This is a genomic window from Streptomyces sp. NPDC046308 (assembly GCF_055588065.1).
The window spans coordinates 450,874-473,578 of the sequence record NZ_JBVJFB010000003.1; the positions used below are offsets into that span (position 1 = coordinate 450,874).

The 22,705-nt window shown below is 74.2% G+C and carries 14 protein-coding genes; 6 read left to right on the forward strand and 8 right to left on the reverse strand.

What is annotated here, in order from left to right; translation table 11 throughout:
• Nucleotides 1–512: 512 nt before the first annotated feature.
• The gene (locus tag ACZ6JT_RS15855; protein ID WP_469210217.1) at nt 513–1,403 is read right to left on the reverse strand and encodes a sulfurtransferase; all 891 of its coding nucleotides are present in this window, start codon (nt 1,401–1,403) and stop codon (nt 513–515) included.
• 518 nt (nt 1,404–1,921) lie between these two features.
• Complete coding sequence (locus tag ACZ6JT_RS15860) at nt 1,922–3,217, reverse strand: glycosyltransferase family 39 protein (RefSeq protein ID WP_469210219.1); 1,296 nt, start codon at nt 3,215–3,217, stop codon at nt 1,922–1,924.
• Nucleotides 3,218–3,351: 134 nt separating this feature from the next.
• Here ACZ6JT_RS15860 and ACZ6JT_RS15865 point away from each other — a divergent pair, with 134 nt between their 5' ends.
• From ACZ6JT_RS15865 to ACZ6JT_RS15890, 6 genes are all read left to right on the forward strand, one after another.
• A complete protein-coding gene (locus ACZ6JT_RS15865) occupies nt 3,352–3,924 on the forward strand; it encodes a hypothetical protein (protein WP_469210221.1) in 573 nt (190 codons plus the stop codon).
• A 179-nt stretch (nt 3,925–4,103) separates the two neighbouring features.
• A complete protein-coding gene (locus ACZ6JT_RS15870; protein WP_469210223.1) occupies nt 4,104–4,247 on the forward strand; it encodes a hypothetical protein in 144 nt (47 codons plus the stop codon).
• 192 nt (nt 4,248–4,439) lie between these two features.
• Nucleotides 4,440–5,180: a response regulator transcription factor gene (locus tag ACZ6JT_RS15875; protein ID WP_362797126.1), complete on the forward strand. Its 741-nt coding sequence runs from the start codon at nt 4,440–4,442 to the stop codon at nt 5,178–5,180.
• Nucleotides 5,177–6,292 (forward strand): HAMP domain-containing sensor histidine kinase, encoded by a 1,116-nt coding sequence (locus tag ACZ6JT_RS15880; protein ID WP_469210225.1) that lies wholly within the window; start codon nt 5,177–5,179, stop codon nt 6,290–6,292. The genes ACZ6JT_RS15875 and ACZ6JT_RS15880 overlap by 4 nt, the downstream gene beginning before the upstream one ends.
• 259 nt (nt 6,293–6,551) lie before the next feature.
• The gene (locus tag ACZ6JT_RS15885; protein ID WP_469210228.1) at nt 6,552–10,430 is read left to right on the forward strand and encodes a multifunctional oxoglutarate decarboxylase/oxoglutarate dehydrogenase thiamine pyrophosphate-binding subunit/dihydrolipoyllysine-residue succinyltransferase subunit; all 3,879 of its coding nucleotides are present in this window, start codon (nt 6,552–6,554) and stop codon (nt 10,428–10,430) included.
• A 188-nt stretch (nt 10,431–10,618) separates the two neighbouring features.
• Nucleotides 10,619–11,107, forward strand: a complete 489-nt coding sequence (locus tag ACZ6JT_RS15890; protein WP_469210230.1) for a hypothetical protein — start codon at nt 10,619–10,621, stop codon at nt 11,105–11,107.
• 76 nt (nt 11,108–11,183) lie between these two features.
• On the opposite strand, the gene ACZ6JT_RS15895 is transcribed toward ACZ6JT_RS15890, so the two are convergent.
• From ACZ6JT_RS15895 to ACZ6JT_RS15920, 6 genes are all read right to left on the reverse strand, one after another.
• Nucleotides 11,184–12,779 carry a galactose oxidase-like domain-containing protein gene (locus tag ACZ6JT_RS15895; protein ID WP_469210232.1) on the reverse strand — a complete coding sequence of 532 codons (1,596 nt, stop codon included), beginning with the start codon at nt 12,777–12,779 and terminating at the stop codon, nt 11,184–11,186.
• Between the two features lie 121 nt (nt 12,780–12,900).
• Nucleotides 12,901–15,921, reverse strand: coding sequence for an FxSxx-COOH system tetratricopeptide repeat protein (fxsT, locus tag ACZ6JT_RS15900; protein ID WP_469210234.1), 3,021 nt, complete (start codon nt 15,919–15,921; stop codon nt 12,901–12,903).
• A gap of 73 nt (nt 15,922–15,994) precedes the next feature.
• A complete protein-coding gene (locus ACZ6JT_RS15905) occupies nt 15,995–17,251 on the reverse strand; it encodes an HEXXH motif domain-containing protein (RefSeq protein WP_469210236.1) in 1,257 nt (418 codons plus the stop codon).
• A complete protein-coding gene (locus ACZ6JT_RS15910; RefSeq protein ID WP_469210237.1) occupies nt 17,248–18,738 on the reverse strand; it encodes an FxsB family cyclophane-forming radical SAM/SPASM peptide maturase in 1,491 nt (496 codons plus the stop codon). Before ACZ6JT_RS15910 ends, ACZ6JT_RS15905 begins: the two co-directional genes overlap by 4 nt.
• Before the next feature lie 135 nt (nt 18,739–18,873).
• Nucleotides 18,874–19,068, reverse strand: coding sequence for an FxSxx-COOH cyclophane-containing RiPP peptide (gene fxsA / locus ACZ6JT_RS15915; RefSeq protein ID WP_388470767.1), 195 nt, complete (start codon nt 19,066–19,068; stop codon nt 18,874–18,876).
• A 100-nt stretch (nt 19,069–19,168) separates the two neighbouring features.
• Entirely contained in the window at nt 19,169–22,699 is a 3,531-nt protein-coding gene (locus ACZ6JT_RS15920; protein WP_469210240.1) for an SAV_2336 N-terminal domain-related protein, read from the reverse strand.
• Between the last annotated feature and the right edge of the window lie 6 nt (nt 22,700–22,705).

Sequence of the window (22,705 nt, forward strand, 5' to 3'; positions counted from 1 at the left end):
GCCCCGCACCCCGCGCCTCAAACGCCGGCGGGGCTGAAGTTGCGCGGCCGGTGCGGCTCCAAGATCGGGGCTCCGCCCCGAACCCCGCTCCTCAAACGCCGGAGGGGCTGAATTGGTGCGGCGAGGCTGGATTGTGCGTCAGCACTGGGTGGTGGGGCGGGGCTGGATGGTGGGTCGGGCTGGGGGGGTCAACCGGGGCGGTTGGGGTGGGGGTGGGTGTGTGTCGGGGTGATCCCCGCAGGGTGCCGAACGCACTGCCGCCGAGCTCTCCGACCCCTCGTCACGTTCGGCGCCCGAGGAGACGCCCCGGCGCGCGCCCGCCCCCACCCCAACCGCCCCCCTCCGAAGCCCAGCCCCCGGTGCAACCGGCCCCCGCCCGAGCGGCGCAGCCAACCGGCGCCCGCGCCTGCCCCAACCGGCCCCCACCCGAAGCCCGACCCGAGCGGCGCAACCAACCCGCACAACCGACCCCACCCCGCCCGGCTCCCGGCCAGGGCAGGGCAGGGCCAGGGCTAGGCCGGGCCGGTGGCGACCGGGCGCAGGGGGGACGGCGCGCCCCACTCGCTCCAGGAGCCGTCGTACACGGCCGGGTTCTCGTACCCGGCGAGCTCGGCGGCGAGGGCCAGCACGCACGCGGTCACCCCCGAGCCGCAGCTGAAGTAGAGGCGTTCGCGCCCGCCCGTCACCTCCTCGAAGGCCGTACGGAGTTCCGCGGCCGGGCGCATCAGGCCGTCGGGGCCCTGGAGTTCGCCGAACGGGAGGTTGACCGCACCCGGCATGTGCCCGCCGCGCAGGCCCGCGCGGGGCTCGGGGTCGGTGCCGGCGAAGCGGCCACGGGTGCGGGCGTCGACGACGGCCGCGGCCGGGTCCGCCAGTGCCTCGGCGACGGCCCCGCTGCCGACCAGCAGCCCGGGGCGGGGCCGAGCGGTGAAGGAGCCGCGCGGGCCGTCGTACGCCGGCCGGGTGGCCTCGACGGGCAGGCCGGCGGCGGTCCAGGCGGGCAGTCCCCCGTCGAGGACGGCCACCCGGTCGAAGCCCATGGCGCGCAGCATCCACCAGGCGCGGGCGCTGGAGTAGATCCCGGCGCCGTCGTAGACGACGACGGTGTCCGAGTCGTCCACGCCGAGCTCCCGCACGGCCTCGGTGAACTCCCGGGCGGGGGGCATGGTGTGCGGGGCGGGCGCGTCGTGGTCGGACAGGGCACCGTCGAGGTCGAAGGGACGGGCCCCCGGAATCCGCCGCTCCGCCCCCCGGTGGGCGCCGACGGAAGCATCGAGGACCACGAGCCCGCCCGTCCCCAGCCGCCCGCCCAGCCACTGCGCCCCGACGAGCGCCCCGGGCAGCGGCCCGGCCTCCGGCCCGGGCGCGGGCTCCTGGGGCGCGGCGTTCTGGGGCGTGGTCATTCGACACCTCCGGCTGTGCGACACGGTTCGCCCCATCCTCCTGGCCCACCCGAGCCACCGACCGGCCGGGTCGGCGGCGGCGCGGGCACCCGCACCCCCGCACCCGCGGAAGAGGCGGCGACCGGACCCCAGCGGACGGCACACCCGCCGACGGGTCGCCAGCCGGCCCCGTCCGGCCGGCGCAGCCGGGACACCGGCCACTAACGGGAACGGCGCCCCAGCCCGAGCAGTCGGCGGCCCGCGCCGACGGCCGCCGGGGGGGTACGGACCGCAGACGGCCCCCGGCCGAACCGCGCGGCGCACGCAGGCCACACCGGCGCATCCCGCACACCCGCCCGACGCTCGCCCCCGGGCGGCCCCGACCCGCACCCCCGCACCCCCGCACCCCCGCACCCCCGCACCCAGAACGGTCGACAGCCCGCACCCCCAGTCGGCCCCCGCCCCCGCCGAGCGGCCGGCGGACGGCCCGGGTGGCCGGCAGACGGCCCGGGTGGTGGGCGGAGCGCGCCCGGGGTGGGTCAGGGGCAGGTGCCAGGGTGGGCGTATACCGCGATGCGGGCTCCGCGGACGCCGGTCAGCGAGCACAGTTCGAAGCCGGCGGCGAGCGCGTCCCGCTTGGCCGCCTCCCGCGGGTACGGGTCCAGCGGCTGCCCGGCCGGGTCCAGCAGGGCGATCACCCGCGGCGAGGCGAGCAGCGCCGCGCGGATCCGCTCCGGGGACAGTTCGGTGCCCTGGAGGCTGTGCGAGGCCGCCGGGGTCCGGTCCAGGGCCACGTCGCGCAGCGAGGCGTAGACCCCGGGCGAGGAGAGCAGCCACTCGCGCCGCCGCGAGGGCATGAACACCACCGCGTCCCCCGGCCGGGCCCGCTCGCGGACCGCGGCGGCCACCGCGAGGACGTCGTCCTTGCGGCTCTCCGGCGTACGCAGCCACACCGACCAGACGCCGCACGGCACGAGCAGCAGTCCGGCGAGCAGCCACGGCCACCACCCGCGGGCCGCCGCCAGCCGGGCCCCGGCCAGCAGGGCGGCTCCGGCCAGCGCATAGAGCACGTACCGGTCGACGTACCAGGGGTGCACGAGGGAGATCACCATCAGCAGCCCGGGCGGCAGCAGGGTGAGCGGGAGCGCCACCCGTACGAGGTCCTTCGCGGCCCCCCGCGCGAGGAGCAGGGCCGCGCCGCCGACCACTCCGTACGCCATCCAGTCCTGCCAGCTCGGCCGGCCGAGCCAGCCGAGCTGCTGCTCGGCCTGGCGCGCGCTCACCAGGGCTAGCGGCAGCAGCAGCGCCGCCACGATCCCGGCGCTCCACCGCCAGCCGCGCGACCGCCACGCGGTGAAGGCGTGCGCGAGCAGGGCCAGCACGGCGAACTCGTGCAGCCAGCAGCCGAGCAGCAGCACCACCGTGTACGCGGCCCACCGCTCGCGCAGCATCAGGTACGTCGCCCAGACCACGGCCGCCGCGACCAAGGCGTACGAGCGCCCCTCCTGGGCGTACGTCTGCACGGGCGGCAGGACGGCGTACACGCAGCCGGCGATCAGCGCGGCCCGCTCCCCCGCGAGCCGGTGCGCGACGGCGGCCACCCCGGCGGCCGCGACCGCGGTGGCGGCGACGGAGGGCAGCCGCAGCGCCCACAGGCCGCCGTCCCAGACCTGGAACACCCCGTGCATGAGCAGGTAGTACAGGCCGTGCACGGCGTCGACGCCGTGCAGCAGCTCCCAGATCCCGCCGAGCGGCCGGTGGGCGACCTGCCAGGTGACGGACTCGTCGCGCCACATGCTGCCGCCCCGCTCCAGGCCCCAGAGGCCGAGGGCCACGGCGAGCAGCGGCGGCAGCAGTCGCCAGGGGGCGATCCGGCTGATGTCGGCCTCCGGGTGCTGTCGGAACGGGTGTGCGCAATCCCTGCGGACTCCATACTCGGGGTTGGACCGGAGTGACTGCGGAGGTGGGTGTGCGCGCGTTACGAGCGGTGGCGGGACTGGTGCTGGGTGCGGCCTTGCTGGCGGGGTGCGCAACGGCGGGCTCCGCGGGCGGCGACGACACGCCTGCGAAGGCGTCGACGGAGTCGGCCCCGAGCCCGGCCGGGAGCGCCTCCGGCTCCGGTACGGGCCCCACCGCGAGCCCTACCCCGAGCCCTACGGCGAGCCCCACCCCGAGCCCTACCGCGAGCCGCGTCCCCGCCCCCGGCGAGACCCTGGTCCGCGTCACCCGCACCGGCGGCTTCGCCGGGCAGACCCACACGCTCATCGTCAAGGGCGACGGCTCCTGGACGCGGCTGGACGCCAAGGCGAAGACGGAGAGCACCGGCACGATGCCGCAGGCCGGGCTCGCCGCGTTGCGCACCGCCCTCCAGGAGGCGGACTTCGCCCACCTGCCCAGGCTCGCCACGGGCGGCCCCACGATCTACGACGGGTACTTCTACGCGTTCGTGCACGGCGGCTACGAGGTGGCGGGCGCCCAGGGCTCCCTGCCGCCGGCCCTGACCAGGGTGGTGGACGCCCTGCCCTCCTTCACGGCGGGCTAGGACACCCGGGCCCCGCCGGGCCTGGCAGGCCGTCCCGCTCCCGGCCGGGGCTGGCGAGAGCTTCCGCAGCAGCCGGTCCAGGAAGCCGCGCAGCCGGGCCGGCATGTCCACCACGATCCCGCCGCTCGCGGGCCGCCCTGATCGCCGACCACGGCGCCTCGGACGCCGCCCTCCTGGACGTGGCCTTCGGCCGCGCGGTGCCCGAGGGCCGGTTGCCCTTCGAGCTGCCGCGCTCGATGGAGGCGGTCGCGGCCTCCCGTCCCGATGTGCCGAACGACACCCTCGACCCGGTCTTCCCGCACGGGCACGGACTGGCCCTCTGAAGGGCCGCAGACGGTGGGGCAGCTGACCCGTCCCGACCGCCGGGTGGCGGTCCCGTGGGGGGTCCGGCACCCGGTACATATCATTCCGCTTAGGCCCCTCCAGCACATATGCCATGTCCGAACCCCACGTAGCCGCAGGCCGGTGCCTCCTCTACGCTGCACCCCATTCACGCGGGATCTTCAGGGGCGGACATGGAACAGACACACACCACACACAACGGCGCCGCGGCGACACCCGGCGCCCAGCGGCGTGTGCTCGTCGTCGAGGACGACCACACCATCGCCGAGGCCATCGCGGCCCGTCTGCGCGCCGAGGGCTTCCAGGTGCAGACGGCGGCGGACGGCCCCGCCGCCGTCGCCGCGGCCGAGAGCTGGCTGCCGGAGCTGCTGGTCCTCGACGTCATGCTGCCCGGCTTCGACGGGCTGGAGGTCTGCCGCCGGGTCCAGGCGCAGCGTCCGGTGCCGGTGCTGATGCTCACCGCGCGGGACGACGAGACCGACCTGCTGGTGGGGCTCGGGGTCGGCGCGGACGACTACATGACGAAGCCGTTCTCGATGCGCGAGCTGGCCGCACGGGTCCACGTGCTGCTGCGGCGCGTGGAACGGGCCACCATCGCCGCGCACACCCCGCGCGGGGCCACCCTGCGCCTGGGCGATCTGGAGATCGACCACGCCCAGCGCCGGGTCCGGGTCCAGACCGAGGACGTGCACCTGACGCCGACCGAGTTCGACCTGCTGGTGTGCCTGGCCGGGACCCCGCGGGCGGTGCTCTCGCGGGAGCAGCTGCTGGCCGAGGTGTGGGACTGGGCCGACGCGTCCGGGACCCGTACGGTCGACAGCCACATCAAGGCACTGCGGCGCAAGATCGGCGCGGAGCGGATCCGTACGGTCCACGGCGTCGGGTACGCCCTGGAGACCCCGGCCCAGGCATGAGCGGCCCCGCGAGCGCGCAGCGGCAGCGCCCGAGGCCGAGGCAGCGGCTCTCCGGCGGGCTGCGGCCCTTCTCGCCGTTCTCGATCAAGACCAAGCTCGGCACGCTCGTGGTGGTCTCGGTCTTCATCACGACCGGCCTGCTGCTGGTGGCCCTGCGCACCGACACCGAGCTGCGCTTCATCACGGTCTTCTCGGTGATCGCCTCGATGCTGATCACGCAGTTCGTGGCGCACAGCCTGACGGCTCCGCTCGACGACATGACGACGGTGGCCCGGGCGATATCCCACGGCGACTACACCCGCCGGGTGCGTGGCGCCGGGCGCCGCGACGAGCTGGGCGACCTGGCCTCCACCATCAACCTGATGGCCGACGACCTGGAGGCGGTGGACCGGCACCGCAAGGAGCTGGTCGCCAACGTCTCGCACGAGCTGCGCACGCCGATCGCGGCGCTGCGGGCGGTGCTGGAGAACGTGGTGGACGGCGTCTCGGCCGCCGATCCCGAGACCATGCGCACGATGCTGAAGCAGACCGAACGCCTCGGCGGGCTCGTGGAGACCCTTCTGGACCTGTCCCGGGTGGACAACGGCGTGGTCCCGCTGCGCGCCCGCCGCTTCGAGGTGTGGCCGTACCTGTCGGGGGTGCTGAAGGAGTCGCGGCTGGCGGCCGCCGGCCGGCCGGGGCTGCTCTCCGGTTCGGGCGGGCACGCCCGCAACGACGTGCACCTGCACCTGGACGTCTTCCCGTCCGAGCTGTGGGCGTACGCGGACAACGAGCGCCTGCACCAGGTCGTCGCGAACCTGATCGACAACGCGGTCAAGCACAGCCCCCCGCACGGCCGGGTCACGGTCCGCGCCCGGGCCGGCGACGCGCCCGGCGCCCTGGTCCTGGAGGTACGGGACGAGGGCCCCGGCATCCCGGAGGCGGAGCGCCACCGGGTCTTCGAGCGGTTCAACCGGGGCAACGCCCGCGGGGGCGACGGCGGCACCGGATTGGGGCTGGCGATCGCCCGCTGGGCCGTGGAGCTGCACGGCGGGCGGATCGGAGTGGCCGAATCGTCACGCGGCTGCCGCATCCTCGTCACGCTTCCGGGCAGCTCGCAGGCTCCGTGTTGACGTAGGGTTCGAGTGGGAAGGACATGATCTCGGCCACACGTACCCGAGGTCCGTCAGGGGTGCGAAGCCAAGGGGGCCGCAACCTCGGTGCCCCCTACCCGAACCACACTTGTTTCCCGCCATTCCAGGCGGTGAAACCCGCCGTTCGATGTGACCTGCGCGACGGATGTCCCGCCCGGTCTGCATCTCACGGCCCAGGAGGCGTAGCCTTTATTCCCGCTGTCCATACCTTGTGAAGCGGAAGAGGGCGGTTGCCGCCGTGTCGCCACAGTCCCCCAGTAACTCGAGCACCACGACCGAAGCAGCAGAGGGCGGGAAGAACCCCGCCTCAGGCTTCGGCGCGAATGAGTGGCTCGTCGACGAGATCTATCAGCAGTACCTCCAGGACCCGCATTCGGTCGACCGGGCCTGGTGGGACTTCTTCGCCGACTACAAGCCGGGGGGCGTCGCCGCTCCGGTGAAGTCCGACGGTGCGGAGAAGCCCACGACGACGACGGACGGCGCCTCCGCACAGGCCGCCACCGCCGTCGCCCAGGCCCCGCAGGTCGCCGACGCCGCCACGGGGGCGGCGAGCGCCGCGCCCGCGACTGCCGCCCCGGCTCCCGCGCCCACGCCTGTGTCAGCTCCTGCCCCTGCTCCTGCCACCCCCTCTGGTGCCCCTGCTGTGACTGTCACCTCCCAGGCCCCGGCCGCCGCACCGGCCGCGCCCGCCCCCTCCGCCGTAGCCCCCCAGAAGCCCGCGCCCGCCACCGAGGCCCCCGCGGGGCCCGAGCTGGTGACGCTCCGCGGCCCGGCGGCTGCCGTAGCCAAGAACATGAACGCCTCCCTCGAGGTGCCGACGGCCACGTCCGTCCGCGCCGTCCCGGTGAAGCTGCTGTTCGACAACCGCATCGTCATCAACAACCACCTCAAGCGCGCCCGGGGCGGGAAGATCTCCTTCACGCACCTGATCGGCTACGCGATGGTGCAGGCGATCAAGGCCATGCCGGCGATGAACTACTCCTTCGCGGCGAAGGACGGCAAGCCGACCCTGGTCAAGCCGGAGCACATCAACTTCGGCCTCGCGATCGACCTGGTGAAGCCCAACGGCGACCGCCAGCTCGTCGTCGCCGGCATCAAGAAGGCCGAGACCCTCAACTTCTTCGAGTTCTGGCAGGCCTACGAGGACATCGTCCGCCGCGCCCGCGTCGGCAAGCTGACGATGGACGACTTCACCGGTGTGACGGTCTCCCTCACCAACCCGGGCGGCCTGGGCACCGTCCACTCCGTGCCCCGCCTGATGCCCGGACAGTCCGTCATCATGGGCGTCGGCTCCATGGACTACCCCGCCGAGTTCCAGGGCACCTCGCAGGACACCCTGAACAAGCTGGGCATCTCCAAGGTCATGACCCTGACCTCGACCTACGACCACCGGGTCATCCAGGGCGCGGCCTCCGGCGAGTTCCTGCGCATCGTCGCGAACCTGCTCCTCGGCGAGAACGACTTCTACGACTCCGTCTTCGAGTCGCTGCGCATCCCGTACGAGCCGGTCCGCTGGAACCGCGACATCGACGCCTCGCACGACGACGACGTCACGAAGGCCGCCCGCGTCTTCGAGCTGATCCACTCCTACCGGGTCCGCGGCCACGTCATGGCCGACACCGACCCGCTGGAGTACAAGCAGCGCAAGCACCCCGACCTCGACATCACCGAGCACGGCCTCACCCTGTGGGACCTGGAGCGCGAGTTCGCGGTCGGCGGCTTCTCCGGCAAGTCGATGATGAAGCTGCGCGACATCCTCGGCGTCCTGCGCGACTCGTACTGCCGCACCACCGGCGTCGAGTTCATGCACATCCAGGACCCGAAGCAGCGCCGCTGGATCCAGGACCGCATCGAGCGCCCGCACACCAAGCCGGAGCGCGAGGAGCAGCTGCGCATCCTGCGCCGCCTGAACGCGGCGGAGGCCTTCGAGACCTTCCTGCAGACGAAGTACGTCGGCCAGAAGCGCTTCTCCCTGGAGGGCGGCGAGTCCGTCATCCCGCTGCTCGACGCCGTCATCGACTCGGCCGCCGAGGCCCGCCTCGAAGAGGTCGTCATCGGCATGGCCCACCGCGGCCGCCTGAACGTCCTGGCGAACATCGTCGGCAAGTCGTACGCGCAGATCTTCCGCGAGTTCGAGGGCAACCTCGACCCGAAGTCCATGCACGGCTCCGGCGACGTCAAGTACCACCTGGGCGCCGAGGGCACCTTCACCGGCCTGGACGGCGAGCAGATCAAGGTCTCGCTCGTCGCGAACCCCTCCCACCTGGAGGCGGTCGACCCGGTCCTGGAGGGTGTCGCCCGCGCCAAGCAGGACGTCATCAACAAGGGCGGCACGGACTTCACGGTCCTCCCGCTCGCGCTCCACGGCGACGCGGCCTTCGCGGGCCAGGGCGTCGTCGCCGAGACGCTGAACATGTCGCAGCTGCGCGGCTACCGCACCGGCGGCACCGTGCACGTGGTCATCAACAACCAGGTCGGCTTCACCGCCGCCCCGGAGTCCTCGCGTTCGTCCATGTACGCGACCGACGTGGCCCGCATGATCGAGGCGCCGATCTTCCACGTGAACGGCGACGACCCCGAGGCCGTCGTCCGCGTCGCGCGGCTGGCCTTCGAGTTCCGCCAGGCGTTCAACAAGGACGTGGTCATCGACCTCATCTGCTACCGCCGCCGCGGCCACAACGAGTCCGACAACCCGGCCTTCACGCAGCCGCTGATGTACGACCTGATCGACAAGAAGCGCTCGGTGCGCAAGCTGTACACCGAGTCCCTCATCGGTCGCGGCGACATCACCCTGGAAGAGGCCGAGCAGGCGCTCCAGGACTTCCAGGGCCAGCTGGAGAAGGTCTTCGCGGAGGTCCGCGAGGCGTCCACGGCCCCGGCCGCCGGCGCCCCGGTGACGCCCGCGCAGACCGCGCAGGAGTTCCCGGTCGCCGTGAACACCGCGATCTCGCAGGACGTCGTCAAGCGGATCGCCGAGTCCCAGGTCAACATCCCCGACCACGTCACCGTGCACCCGCGTCTGCTGCCCCAGCTGCAGCGCCGCGCGGCGATGATCGACGAGGGCACCATCGACTGGGGCATGGGCGAGACCCTGGCCTTCGGTTCGCTGCTGATGGAGGGCACCCCGGTCCGGCTGTCCGGCCAGGACTCCCGCCGCGGCACCTTCGGTCAGCGCCACGCGGTCCTCATCGACCGGGAGACCGGCGAGGACTACACCCCGCTGCAGTACCTCGCGGACGACCAGGCGCGCTTCAACGTCTACGACTCGCTGCTCTCCGAGTACGCGGCCATGGGCTTCGAGTACGGCTACTCGCTGGCCCGCCCGGACGCGCTGGTCCTCTGGGAGGCCCAGTTCGGTGACTTCGTCAACGGCGCGCAGACCGTCGTCGACGAGTTCATCTCCTCGGCCGAGCAGAAGTGGGGCCAGACCTCCGGCGTCACCCTGCTCCTCCCGCACGGCTACGAGGGCCAGGGCCCGGACCACTCGTCCGCGCGTCCCGAGCGCTTCCTCCAGATGTGCGCGCAGGACAACATGACGGTGGCCATGCCGACCCTGCCGTCGAACTACTTCCACCTGCTGCGCTGGCAGGTCCACAACCCGCACCACAAGCCGCTCATCGTCTTCACCCCGAAGTCGATGCTGCGTCTGAAGGCGGCGGCGTCGAAGGCGGAGGAGTTCACGACCGGTTCGTTCCGTCCGGTCATCGGCGACTCGACGGTGGACGCGAACGCGGTCCGCAAGGTCGTCTTCTGCGCCGGCAAGGTCTACTACGACCTGGAGGCCGAGCGCGAGAAGCGCGGCATCACCGACACCGCCATCATCCGCATCGAGCGCCTGTACCCGCTGCCGGGTGCCGAGCTCCAGGCGGAGATCGCCAAGTTCCCGAACGCGGCGAAGTACATCTGGGCCCAGGAGGAGCCGGCGAACCAGGGTGCGTGGCCGTTCATCGCGCTGAACCTGATCGACCACCTCGACCTGGCGGTCGGCGCGGACGTCCCGGCCGGCGAGCGCCTGCGCCGCGTCTCCCGCCCGCACGGCTCGTCCCCGGCGGTCGGCTCCGCCAAGCGCCACCAGGCGGAGCAGCAGCTCCTGCTGAACGAGGTCTTCGAGGCGTAGCCCTCGCAGCTCGCGGAAGGCCCGGCCCCTCACGGGGGCCGGGCCTTCCGGCGTTCCGAGCCCGGCTCTCGGCCGTCCCGTCAAGTCACGTCTTTCCGGAACATGACCGGGACCGGTGCCGTGGCGCGTACTGGAGGCAGACCCGGCGGCGGCCCTCGCCGCCGGCCCCACGCCTTCGAGGAGCCACCATGTCCCACGTCGTCCCCGCCCCGACCGTTGCCCGGCCCGGGCTGCGGATCGCCCGCCTCGTGATGCCCGTCGCCTCGGCCGCCGTCATCTGCGGGGCCGTCGCGCTGCCGTCGTCGGCGGCGACCACCCAGCCACCCCGGGCCCCGGTCGGCGTGCGCGCCGACGTCGACCCCAATCCCCACCGCCAGCCCGGCGGCGGCGCGTACGGGCCGGACACCTGCATGCCCGGCTACGTCTGGCGGGACAGCTTCGACGGGGACTCCTACTGCGTCACACCGGCGACACGCGACTGGAACCACTCCGTCAACCCGTACCGCCAGCCCGGCGGCGGCGCCTACGGGCCGTCCACCTGCATGCAGGGCTACGTCTGGCGCGAGAAGTGGGACGGCGACGTCAAGTGCGTCACGCCCGAGGAACGCGACCGGGTCAAGGGCCAGGGCCGACAGATCGACAACGGCCCCCACCTGGAAGGGATACCGGGCCTGTAACCCTTGCGGGGTGTCCCCGTCCGGCGGACGGGAACACCCCCGTTGACGCCGGCCGTGCGAAGCGGGCGGCACCTCGTTACTGGCGGAACAATCCCTCCCACGCGCCCTCAACGTCTGATTGCGGGTCCGTGCTCTGATAGATCGTGATGCCATCCGACGGCAGCCCTTGCTTGTTGATCGTGTACAGGAAGTACATACCGGGGGGCGCGATGTTTCCGTCAGGAGCAGCAGTAACCCGCAGAATGTCACCACCTGCGTGCTCAAATTTCAGTGACACATAACGCTGGTCCGAGTTGCAGGCGTGAGTGCACGAACCGGTTCGCACCATGGCAACACGCCGAATATCGGCCGCTTGAGTCGTGCGAAGGATAAACTCCTCTCCGGTCACCCAGCGGTCAGGGGCGGCGAGAATTTCTGGGCGGTTTGGGTTTCCGTAGTACCATGGCTCGTAGATCTCGATCTTCATTTCCGCGTTAATGATCCCGGGGTTGCTGTCATGGTTCGACCCTGCAGTCCACACACGTCCATCACGCATGAGCAGCGCGACCGAGTGATAATTTCGGACCACTTGAGCCTGCTCGTTCGATGCAGTCAGCGCGGACCACTTACTGGTGTGCGGGTTGAAGATTTCCGGAGTCATGACTCCTGTGGAGTCCTTTGGTTGCCCTGCCGCGGTCCCCTGCACGCCGCCGACGACGAGGACATGCCCTGTGGGCAGCAGCACGGCGTTGCAGTGCATGCGCCGCGGGCGTCCGGCCAATGCGCGTTCGCTCGGCTCCCAGTGCAACTGGTCGGGTGGGGTAACGCCCGGCAGCCAGCCGCTCAGGTCCAGAATCCACGCCTCCTTGCCGCCGGCGATGAGCATGCGCCGGCGGTAGTAGTTCTCCCCAGCCAGAAGCGGAAGGAGCACGGAGGTCTCCCGGTACCCGCCGTACTCGTCGCCATCAATGGGCTTGAAATCGCATACGTCATCGAAGGTGGCCGACCACGGGCTCTCTTTCACGGTCATCGTAACCGTCCGATTGGATCCGGACGGCGACGTAAAAATGACATCACCTGTGGGAAGGAGAAGCGCGCGAGGATAGAGGGGTGTGACGTGACCCTCGAACAGTTGGTGCTGCGCATGGTTCCGGTAGTCACCCAGCCAGTGCCAGGCACCGTGCGGCAAAGGAGAGGGTGTGAAGACTTCCGGGATGATGTTGCGCGACTCTTCGTCCCGCTCTCCCGGGATGCCGCTCAGCGCAAGGACGTTCCCATTGGCCAGCGTGAGCAGGGTCGGGTACCAGCGACCACCTGAGTGCACGTCGTCCACGTTGGGATTCGAGTTGAACGGGGCGACACTTCTCCACTCCGCCCGGTCCGGGGTGTACCGGATAACAGCCGACTCCCGCAGTCCCCGGTAGCCGTGTGCGTACGTAGCGGTCCCGCCTGCCGCCAGGAGCGTGCCGTTCGCGCTGAGGGCGTGCCCGGCGCAGAAGGCATCGAAGCCCGGCCCACCGACCACCTTGGAAACGCCGCCCGTGCCGCAGTCGTAGAGCCGAGTGTTTTCAATACCCGTCGGCAACTGAGCGTCGAATTGACTGCCTGCAAAGTAGGCAATTTTGTCATAATTCAAGAAAGCCGCGTGGACAGCCAGAATCTCGGCATCGACGAGCGTGGGGTTCCATGGCATACCGCAACCTCACCACCGTCCCGGCCTCCGCGGTGTCCGACACGGCCCGCTTCCTGAGGCTTCCTCCGATCGTGTGCTGGGGCCGAGGGGGTGAAGGCCCCGCACGCGTGGTCCCGTAGCCCTACGGCTGCGGCTCGAAGTCCCAGTAGGGGCGGGCTCGTTGCTTCGCGGAGACCGTGTGGACGTGCTGGGCGCCGAGGGTGCGGGTCAGGCCCTTGATGCCCGCGTCCTCGTGCTTGCCCGCCTCCTGGTCCTCCCGGACGGAGCGCAGGTCGGCCGCGAGCGCGATCTGCGCGCTCAGCGTCATCGGGTGGTCCGGGCCCAGTACCTGTTCCGCGGTGCGCAGGGTGTCCCGGCTCAGGTCCAGGGCGTCCTCCAGTCGGCCGGTGATGTTGCGGTGGCCGGTGGCGTTGAGGGCGCAGCCCAGGGTCCACGGGTGGCGGTCGCCGAGCGCGCCCCGCATGCCGACGAGGGCCTGCTCCGCCAGGGAGAGGGCCTCCGTGCGCTCGCCCTGGGCGCGGAGCACCAGCCCGAGGTTGCCGACCGTGCCGATGCTGTACGGGTGGGCGAGGCCGAGCTGCGTCTGGTAGCCGCGGACCACGTCCTCGGAGATCCGGCGGGCCTCGCCGATGTCCCCGTACTCCCTGAGGTAGGTGGCGTAGTCGGAGGCGACCATCAGGGTCCAGGGGTAGTCGACGCCGAAGACCCGGGTCGCCCGCTCCCACACGGTCCGCAGCCGCAGCCCCGCGCCCGGGATGTCCCCGGAACGGCGCAGGCACATGCCGAGGTTGTGCTCGGCGCGCAGGGTCTGCGGGTGGCCCAGCCCCAGCACCTGCGTGTTCAGTTTGACCCCTTGCTCCTGCCGGGTCTGCGCCTCCCGGTAGCGGCCCATCAGGCGCAGGCCCATGGCGCAGGCGATGCCGGAGGCGAGGGTGGAGATGTGCAGGGGCTTCAGGACCCGCTCGCGGCGGCGCAGGGTGTCCAGGTCGAGGTCGTAGGCGTCCTGGTAGCGGCCGAGCAGCCGGTAGGTGGCGGCGAGGTTGTTCTGGGCGTCCAGGGTGACGGAGTCGTCCTCGCCGAGCAGTTCCCGGTAGGTGCTCAGGCAGTGCTCGAAGATCTCCCGGGCCGGTTCGAACTTCGCGATGCACAGCAGTACGCCGCCGTACGCGCTGGTGGCGCGCAGGCTTTCCAGGTCCCGGTCGCCGCGCTCCGCGGTGAGCCGGGCGGACACGGCCCTGGTGAGGGTCTCGGCGCGCCGGAACAGGCCGAGGTTGCGCAGGGCGTTGCCGTACTGGTAGCTGAGCTCGCGCACCTTGGGGTGGTCCTCGCCGAGCACGGCCCGCCAGATCAGGTCGGTCTCCTCGCAGAGCCGCAGGCAGGTGCGGTACTCCCCGGCGAGGATCAGGTAGCGCAGGCAGCGCAGCAGGAAGTTCTGGATGCGCGGGTTGCCGCTGGTGAGGACGCCGGAGGTGGCCAGGTGCGGGACGAGTTCGGCGTAGCGGGGCCACAGCCGGGAGTCGGAGGGACCGCCGGGGTCGGCGGCGGCGAGGACCTGCCGTACGGCGCGGGCGAGCGGTTCGGCCTCCTCCTCGGAGAGGTTCTCGCGGACGATGCCGTGGACCATGCGGTGCAGTTGTACGGTCTCCAGCCCGCCGCCGCCCTCTTCCAGGGGCAGGTCGGAGTACTCCAGCCGGACGACGGAGAACTGGACGAGCTTGTTGAGGGCGGCGTTCCACCGGATCTGGTCGTTGATCAGTCCGGCGAGCTGTTCGGGGACGTCGTCGGCGGGGAATTCGCGCAGCAGCCGCAGCGGTACCGGTCCGGGGGCGAAGAAGACGAACAGGCGCAGCAGGGCGAGGGCGTCGGGGAAGTTCTCCCGGACGTTGTTGAGGAGTATGGCGAGGGCGGTGGGGAAGGGCAGCGGGTAGTCGTCGGAGACGGTGACGGCTTCGTGGGAGTCCATCCGGCGCTGGAGCAGGGCGAGGTAGTCGCCGACCGCGAGCGGGGAGTCGGCGAGCCAGCCGGCGGTCTGGTCGAGGGCGAGCGGGTAGTCCTCCAGGGCCTCGGCGAGCTGGTCGGCCTCGTCGGCGGTCAGGCGCAGGGCGCGGCGGCGGATGAAGGTGATCGACTCGGGGCGGGCGTAGAGCGGGACCTCGACGAGGCTGGTGTGCCGGGTGGCCCATTCGCGGTTGCGGGAGGTGATGATCACGTCGCCGGCGCCGGAGGGCAGCAGGTCGATGAGGTCGTCGGGGTTGTCGCAGCCGTCGAAGACCATCAGCCAGCGGCCGTACGGGGATCCGCGGCGCAGCGCTTCGAGGACGGCCCGGATCTGCTCGCCGTAGCTGCCCGCGCCGCGGGGCAGGCCGAGGGCGGGGGCCAGGTCGGCGAGGCGTTCGCGCAGGGTGGGCCGGTCCTCGGCGGGGACCCACCACACGACGTCGTACTCGGAGGCGAAGCGGTAGGCGTACTCGGTGGCGACCTGGGTCTTGCCGACGCCGGAGAGGCCGAGCAGGGTGACGGTGGACGCGCCGGCCGGCGCCTGGGCGAGGGCTTCGCGCAGGGTGCCGATGACGTCGTTGCGGCCGGTGAAGCGCGGGTTGCGGCGCGGGACCCGGCCCCAGATCTCGGGCGGGTCGTTGGGGAAGCGGGGTCCGCGGCGGCCGGTCTCGGTGCCGATCCGGTCGGTGGGCAGCTCCAGCCGGCGCAGCACGCGGTACTCCGCCTCGTACGCGTCCAGGCCCCACAGGTCCGTCTTCTCCAGTACGGCGACGGCGCTGGGCAGCGGGGCGTCGGTGAGGCAGACGGCCGCGAACCGGTCGGGGTGGCGGTCGGTGACGTCGCGCAGGGCGGTGTTCCACTGCTCGTCGGTGTGGGTGCCGGCGGAGAAGTAGCGCTCGCTGAGGACGAGGAGGACCCGGCTGCCCGAGCGGGCGAGGTCGTCGAGGGCCTGGGCGATGCCGGGGCTGTTCTGCGGGTCCCAGCGCTGGAGGGCGACGCGGTGGCCGTGTTCCTCCAGGCGGTGGCCGATCCACACGGCCCAGGGGCGGTTGAACCCGGCGAAGCTGATGACGAAGCGCTGCGGCTGGGCGTGCGGGTACGGGTTCGCGGTGTTGCCCTGGTCCTGCCGACTACCGGTGGTCATGCGCCGTCTCCCTGGGCTCCGGGCAGTGGACGGGACTGAAAAGGTACCGCAGCGGTCCGTTCGGCGCGGCCCCTCAACCGCGGGCGAACGGGGCGAGTTCGGGGTGTTCCTCGCACCAGGCGCGGCGCTCCCGGTCGACGGCCCGGCGGGCCGCGGTGTGCTGGTCGCCGGGTGGCGGCAGCTCGTCCATGGCCCGTTCGGCGGCGGCCATCGCCTCCGTGAACTCCCGTCCCGCGGCGGTCAGTCGGTCGTGGGCCAGCAGGGCGGGCAGGACGGCGGCCACCTGGGCGCGGATCCGGGCGTGCTGGGCCCAGGCGCCGCGGGCCCCGTAGAGGGCGGCCCGCTGCCAGTACCCGGCCAGGGCCAGGTGGGCGTAGGCGCCGTGCAGGAGTCCCTCCAGCGGGCGGGGGTCGCCGCGCCAGGGGGCCCAGTGGCGGGGCGTGCGGTCGGCGGTGTGCAGGGTCAGGACGTCGGCGAGGGCGGCGAGTTTGCCGTGCTGCACCTCGTGGACGAGGGTCGCGGCCAGGGCGGGCGGGGCCTGGGCGCGGGCGAGGACGGAGCCGGCGGCGGCGGGCAGGGTGGCGCCGTTGGAGCGGGAGCCGCCGGACAGCGGTACGACGGAGCGCAGCAGTTGCCCGGTCTCCTCGGCGCGGACGGTGTCGTAGCGCCGGAGCAGGGTGAGCGCGCCGGACCACTGGGTGTCCCAGCGCTTGTGCCCCTTCGGTGTGAGCCGGCGGGCGGGCCGTACGGGCGCCGGCTGCGCGGGCCCGGGTGCCCGGTAGGGGTCGAGGTCGTCGAGGGCGGTCCGGCCGCCGGGCAGGGCGTGCAGGGGCAGGGTGGCGGGGTCGTCGGGGTCCCAGGAGCGTTCGGTGAGGGCGAGGGGGCCGGGGCGCTCGGGGCGCAGCAGTCCGAGGGTGGGCAGGACGAGCCGGCCCTGCTGGGGCCGCAGGGTGTGGGTGAAGGCGATCCCGGCGCGCAGGGCGGCGGCGACGGCGAGCGCCCCGAGGTGGCCGAGGTCGGGCGGGGGTCCGTAGGAGGCGTGCAGCCGGCGCAGGGTCTCCTCGGCCCAGACCCCGGTCGCCGGGTAGTGCAGTACGTCGCGCACGGCGCCCGCGTCGTGGCGCTCGGCCTCCTCCAGCAGCGCCCAGTGGTCGGCGGCCTCCCCGGACGGGCCGTCGGGGGCGGCGTCGAGGACCGCGCGGAGCAGGACCAGGCGTTTGGAGCGGCGCACGTCGCGGACCAGGCGGGTGCCTTCCGGGGAGGGTTCGGTGGAGGCGAGGGCGCGCAGGGTGCGGGAGGAGACGGTGAAGGCGGTGAGCGCGGTGGTCATGAGGCGACCGCCGGCGGGTGGGCGACGGTGGCACGGGCGGCTCGCGGGGGGAGGGTCCGGCCGGCCTGCACGGCCTGGGCGCCGCTGCGCCGGGCGGCCGGCGCGGGGGACTGTGCGGCCCGGTGGACGGCGGTGGCGATGTGCCGGATGAGCACCTGGAGGTCGGCGCAGTACACGGAGGGCTGCCGGAAGCCCTCGCCGGCGCGGTAGCGGTGCGGGTAGTGCCCGCCGCCGCACACCTCGACCAGCTCGCAGGCGCGGCAGCCCGCGGCGAGCGCGTCCCGTCCGAGCTGGCGGGCGGCGAGGCCGGGGTGGTCGAGGAGTTGGTCGAAGCTGTGGGTGTCGACGCTCATGCCGGTCGCGGCGGCGCCCTCGTACGCGGATTTCAGTGAATCGGCCTGTTCGATGGAGCCGTCGGTCTCGATCACGGCGGTGGCGGCGGGCGCGAGCCCGAGGGTCTCGGTGGCGGCGGGCAGGCCGAGCAGCAGGGCGATGATCTCCTCGAAGAGCCGGATCCGGGTGCGCCGTACCCCGTCGTGCCACCAGCGCTCGAAGACGGCGAGCAGCCAGTCGGCGTACGGGGCGAGGCCCGGGTGGTGGCCGGGGGGCGGGGCGCTCCAATTGGCGAGCGGCAGCAGCAGCCCGAGGCTGGGCGGGGCGAAGGCGAGCAGGGACTCGTACGTCTCCACCGGGTCCTGGTCGAGGTCGACGACGCACAGCACTCCGGCGTAGCTGTCCGGGTGGCGGGCCAGCAGCCGCAGGCCCCGGGCGGCCGCGCCGAAGCCGGGGCGCCCGGTGTGGTCCACGCGCCGGGCGTTGTGCGCGGGCAGGCCGCCGTCGAGGCTGACGCCGACGCGGATCCCGGCGGTGGCGAGCGCGGCGAGGCGGCCGCGGGTGAGCAGGGTGCCGTTGGTCTGGACGGTGGCGGTGACCTTGGTGCGGGGGGCGGCCCGGGCCACGGCGGCCCGCACGGCGTCGACCGGCCCGGCCAGTGCGGCGGGCGCGGTGAGCAGCGGTTCGCCGCCGTGCAGCACCAGGTCGACGCGGGGCAGGCGGTGGGCGGCGGCGTGCTCGGCGATCCGCTCGGCGGCGCGGGCGGCGGTGGCGGGGGTCATCGCGGGCGGTTGGCCGCGCCAGCCCTGGTCGGCCATCTCGTAGACGTAGCAGTAGGTGCAGGCGAGGTTGCAGCGGCTGCGGGTCTTGAGGACGAACTGCCGTATCGGGTGCGGCCGGTGCCCGGCGGCCCGCGCGGCGGCCACGTCGAGCCGGGTGTAGGGCCAGGGCGCGTGCCGGGCGTGGCGCAGCCGCTGCCCCGCGGCGGGGTCCGGCCCGGGGCGCGGCGGGTCCTGCCCGGGGCGGGCCGGGTCCTGGCCGGGGCGCGGCGGGTCCTGCCCGGGGCGGGGCGGGTCCTGGTGCGGGTCGGAGCGTGCGCCGCCGGGCGCGGGTGGCGGGGGCAGCACGGAGTCGCTCGTGACCGCTCGCCTCATCGCCCCACCTCCCTCCCCCGGCCTCCGGGGGGCGACCCCCGGCGGACGGTCCATCCCTGCCCTTCGGACGGACCGGCCTAACGGCGGAAAGTGGTCAACTCGCTTTCAAGGTGGGGCGGATCAGGCACGCGCCGGTCAGGCCACCCCGGAGTCGAAGGCGTTGAGGATCTCGGCGGGATGCGTCACCCGCTCGACCATGCCCTCGATCACCTGGGCCAGCACGGGATGGTCGATCCCGCGCAGCGCGGCCAGGTCCAGCCCGGAGAGATCCGGCAGGCGCCCGGTGCACGCCGGGGTCACCGCCTCCGCTTCCTGCCGCTTCGTCACCATGTCCCGCTGCTCCCCCTGTCGCGTCGCGGACCGGACGGTCCACTGTCCTTTCCCTCCGGCCGGTCCACGGAAACGGCGTGCTCGGCCCGTCGCTCCCGCTTCAGAGCCCGGCTTCCAGGGCGCGGACGCGGGCGCGCAGGGCCGCCGTGCGGCCTTCGGCCTCGGCGTCGGCGCCCGCCTCGGGGCGTGTCCACAGCTCCAGCGCGGCACGGTACGCGTCCAGGGCGGCCCGGGGGCGGGCGAGGCGTTCCAGCACCTCCCCGCGCGCCTCCTGCACCCGGGCGGCCAGTCGGAGGGCGGTGCCGCCGGAGCCCCGGGAGCCCTCGGAGCCCGCGCTGCCGGCGGGGGCCTCGTCGCCTTCGCGGCGGTCGGCGTCCGGGCCGGTTTCCGGTCCGGCGTGGCCGTCCGGACCGGCGTGGCCGGCGCGGCCTTCGCGGACCCCGGGGCCTTCGGGCACCCCGTGAACCCCGCCGCCCTCGGGCACCCCGCGGACCCCGCGGACCCCGCGGCCCTCGTCGTCCTCGCGGCCCTCGTCGCCTTCGCGGGCGGCCTCCAGGGCGGACCGCCAGGCCCGCCGGTAGGAATCCGCCGCCCGGTCCAGGCGCTCCACCGCCCGGGTGTGACCGTGGATCTCCTGCTGCACCTCGCCGTGGTCGCGCCAGGCCCGGGCCCGCTCCAGCGGGCTGCGGCTGTGCCGGACCGCCAGTTCCAGCAGGTACTCCGCCTCCCGCAGGTCCACCGGGTCACCCTCGTACGCGTGCCGCAGGCGCAGCCCGGTGGCCAGCCGCACCAGCCGGTGCGCGGCTCCCGGGTCCGACTGCGGGACCGCCGCCCGGCTGTCGCGCAGGACGCGTACGGCGGCTCCGGCGAACCGCCGTCCGTCGGCGGCCCGGGCCCGTTCCAGGAGCACCTCCCCCCACTCGGGCAGCAGCTCCCCGAAGGCCTCCCCGTCGCGGGGGATCAGCCGCCGGGCCCGGGCGTACGCCTCGGCCGCGTCCTCCAGCGCCGCCGGGTCGGCGTCGCGCGCGTACCGCTCCCGGTGCACCCGGGCCAGGCACACGAGGGCGGCCACCCGCAGTTCCGGGTCCCCGCCGGCCTCCTCCAGGGCCGTGGTGAGCTGGTCGGCCGCCTCCTCCAGCCGGGCCGGCAGGTAGCGCAGCGCGCCGGCCAGGTCCACCCGCACCCGCGCCTCGGCGGCCGTGGCCCTGGCCGCGCCCGCGCCCGGTACGGCCAGCCGGGCGGCGGCCTGTTCGGCCAGGGCCGTGCGCTCGGCCGGGTCCGGCGTGCGGGGCAGGAGGGCCAGGAGCACCCGGCCCAGGGCCCGTTGCAGCGCGGGGTCGGGCTCGGGCTCCGCCTCGGGGAGCGCGTCCGGGTCTGCGCCGGGGGGCCCGTCGAGGGACCGGCCGGGGGCGTCCGGGAGCCCGGCCAGGGGTTCCAGGGCGGCGCGGGCCTCGCGGAGCGCGCCCGCGTCCGGACGCAGCCCGCTCAGCCGGATGAGGGTCTCGGCCCGCCGCACCGCGCAGTCCCGCCGCAGCTCCGGGTCGGCCGTGGCGCCCGCCGCCGCGAACTCCCGGTCCGCCTCGGCCAGCAGCTCCGCGTCGGGGCCGTGGGCCAGCGCCCGCTCGTACAGCACCCGGCCGAGGACGGCCCGCGCCGGCGCGGTCCGCAGTCCGGTCACGGCCCGTCCCGCCTCGGCGAGGAGTTCCGGGTCCCGCTGGAGCGCCCACAGCCGCAGCAGCGCCCCGGCCAGTTCGGTCTCGGCCTCCTCCGGCGGGTCGCCGGGTGCCAGCGGGGCCGTCACCGCCCGCCGCAGTACCGCCACGGCCTCGTTCAGGGCCCGCGCACCGCCGTCCGCGGCCGCGTCCGCGAGCCGGGCCCGGGCGGCGCGCACCGCTGCGGCCCGACCGAGCGGGGGGACCGCGGGGGGCTCCCGGCGGGCCGGGCCCTCCTGCGGCATGCCGGGTACGTAGCGCCGTACGACCTTGGCCGAAACCTGTGCGAAAGCCTGCGGGAGCCGCCCCTCGGGCACCCGCTCGGCGTCCCGCGGCCCGGGGTCGACCGCCGCCGGCGGCACCCCGGTGAGCTGCGAGACGGCGAGCGCGGGGAAGTTCCGTACGCCCCGCCCGAAGTGCGCGAGCACGTACTCCGAGCAGTGCTTGAGCACCAGGGCGGCCTCGTCCCGCCCCAGCGGTCCCAGCAGTACGTCCTGCACCCCGGGGACGAACTCGTACCAGTGCCCCGGCCCGGGCCCGCTGCGCCGCAGCAACCCGCTCAGCAGCACCTCCGCCAGGTCGGACGGCTCCGAGTCCGGGAGCATCGTGCGCTGCACCAGCCGCATCACGGGCAGCGTCAGCGGCGCCGCCGACAGGTACACGGCCAGCTGTACGGCCCGGGGCGCGGCCGAGGACCGGAAGCGGGCCACCAGCTCGCGCGGCGGCCGTACGGCGCGCGGCGGCGGCGCGGGCACGACCGGGTGGTCGGCCCGCACCCGGCCGACCTCGGCCGGCACCGGCCCGGTGCCGAGTCCGGCGACGAGCCGGGCCCAGGCCCCGAGGGCGGTCGGGCTCGGCGGCAGCACGGGCACGGTCAGCCCGCCCGCGGGCCGGCCGGGCGGCGGCGGCCGGTCCGGGCGGAACCTCAGCTGCTGCCCGCCGCCCTCCAGCCGGGTGAGCGTGCCCCGTTCGGTCGGCAGCCAGCTGCGGCCCCACAGCCGCTGCGGCAGCGGCTGGACGACCATGCAGGGGGTGCACTCGGCCCACCGATACAGCAGCCGCTGCGCGGCGCCCTCGCGCCACAGCGGCCCGGCGCAGTCGGAGACCACCATGGTCAGGGCCCGGCCGGTGGGGTCCCGCAACTGGTCGCCGGAGCGCAGCCCGGAACCCGGCACGGGGCCGCGGCCGAGGGCCGCCGTACCGTCCGCGAGGCGGTGCAGGTAGTGCACCTGGACGTCCCGGAAGGCGCCCAGGCGCTCGCACACGGAACGCAGTTCGTCGAACATGTCCTGCCAGACGGCCATCGAGGGGGAGGCGTCCATCACCAGCCGTACGGTCGCCTCGCGCCGGCTCTCCGGACGGAGCACCGGGATGACCAGTCCGAGGGCCCGGGCGCTGGCCTCCGCGGTGGCCGGTTCGTCGATGACGAGCCGGGTGGGCGGGACGGGCGGGCGGTGCCGCTGGAGGGCGCGCAGGGCCCGCTGGACGTCCAGGATGCGCGGCAGCGCGGCGGCCCGGGGCACCCGTACGGGTACTCCGCGCTCCTCGGGCGACTCCTGCGGCCGGTCCCCCTCCGCCCCGCCGGCACGGCGCGCGCCGGCTGCGTAGAGCCTGACCGGATCGTCGCCGTCCGTCCGGGCTCGTGCGGGCTCGGCGGGCTTGTCGGCCGGGTCCTCGGAGTCCTCCCCGGGGTCCGGTTCGGGCCCGCCCGGCGCGGCCGGCCGCGGCCCGCGGATGTGCCCGGCGAGCCAGAGGGCGTCGGCGAGTTCCTCGGCGCTCGGGTCGAGTCCGGCGGCGCGCAGCAGCGCGGCCAGCTCACGGACGCCCTGCCGGGGCTCGGGTGCGGCGGGGGCCACGGCGGGCTGGGGCTCGGGCGGCGGGGGCACGGCGGGCGGCGGCCCGGCGGGAGTCGGCGGCACGGCCCG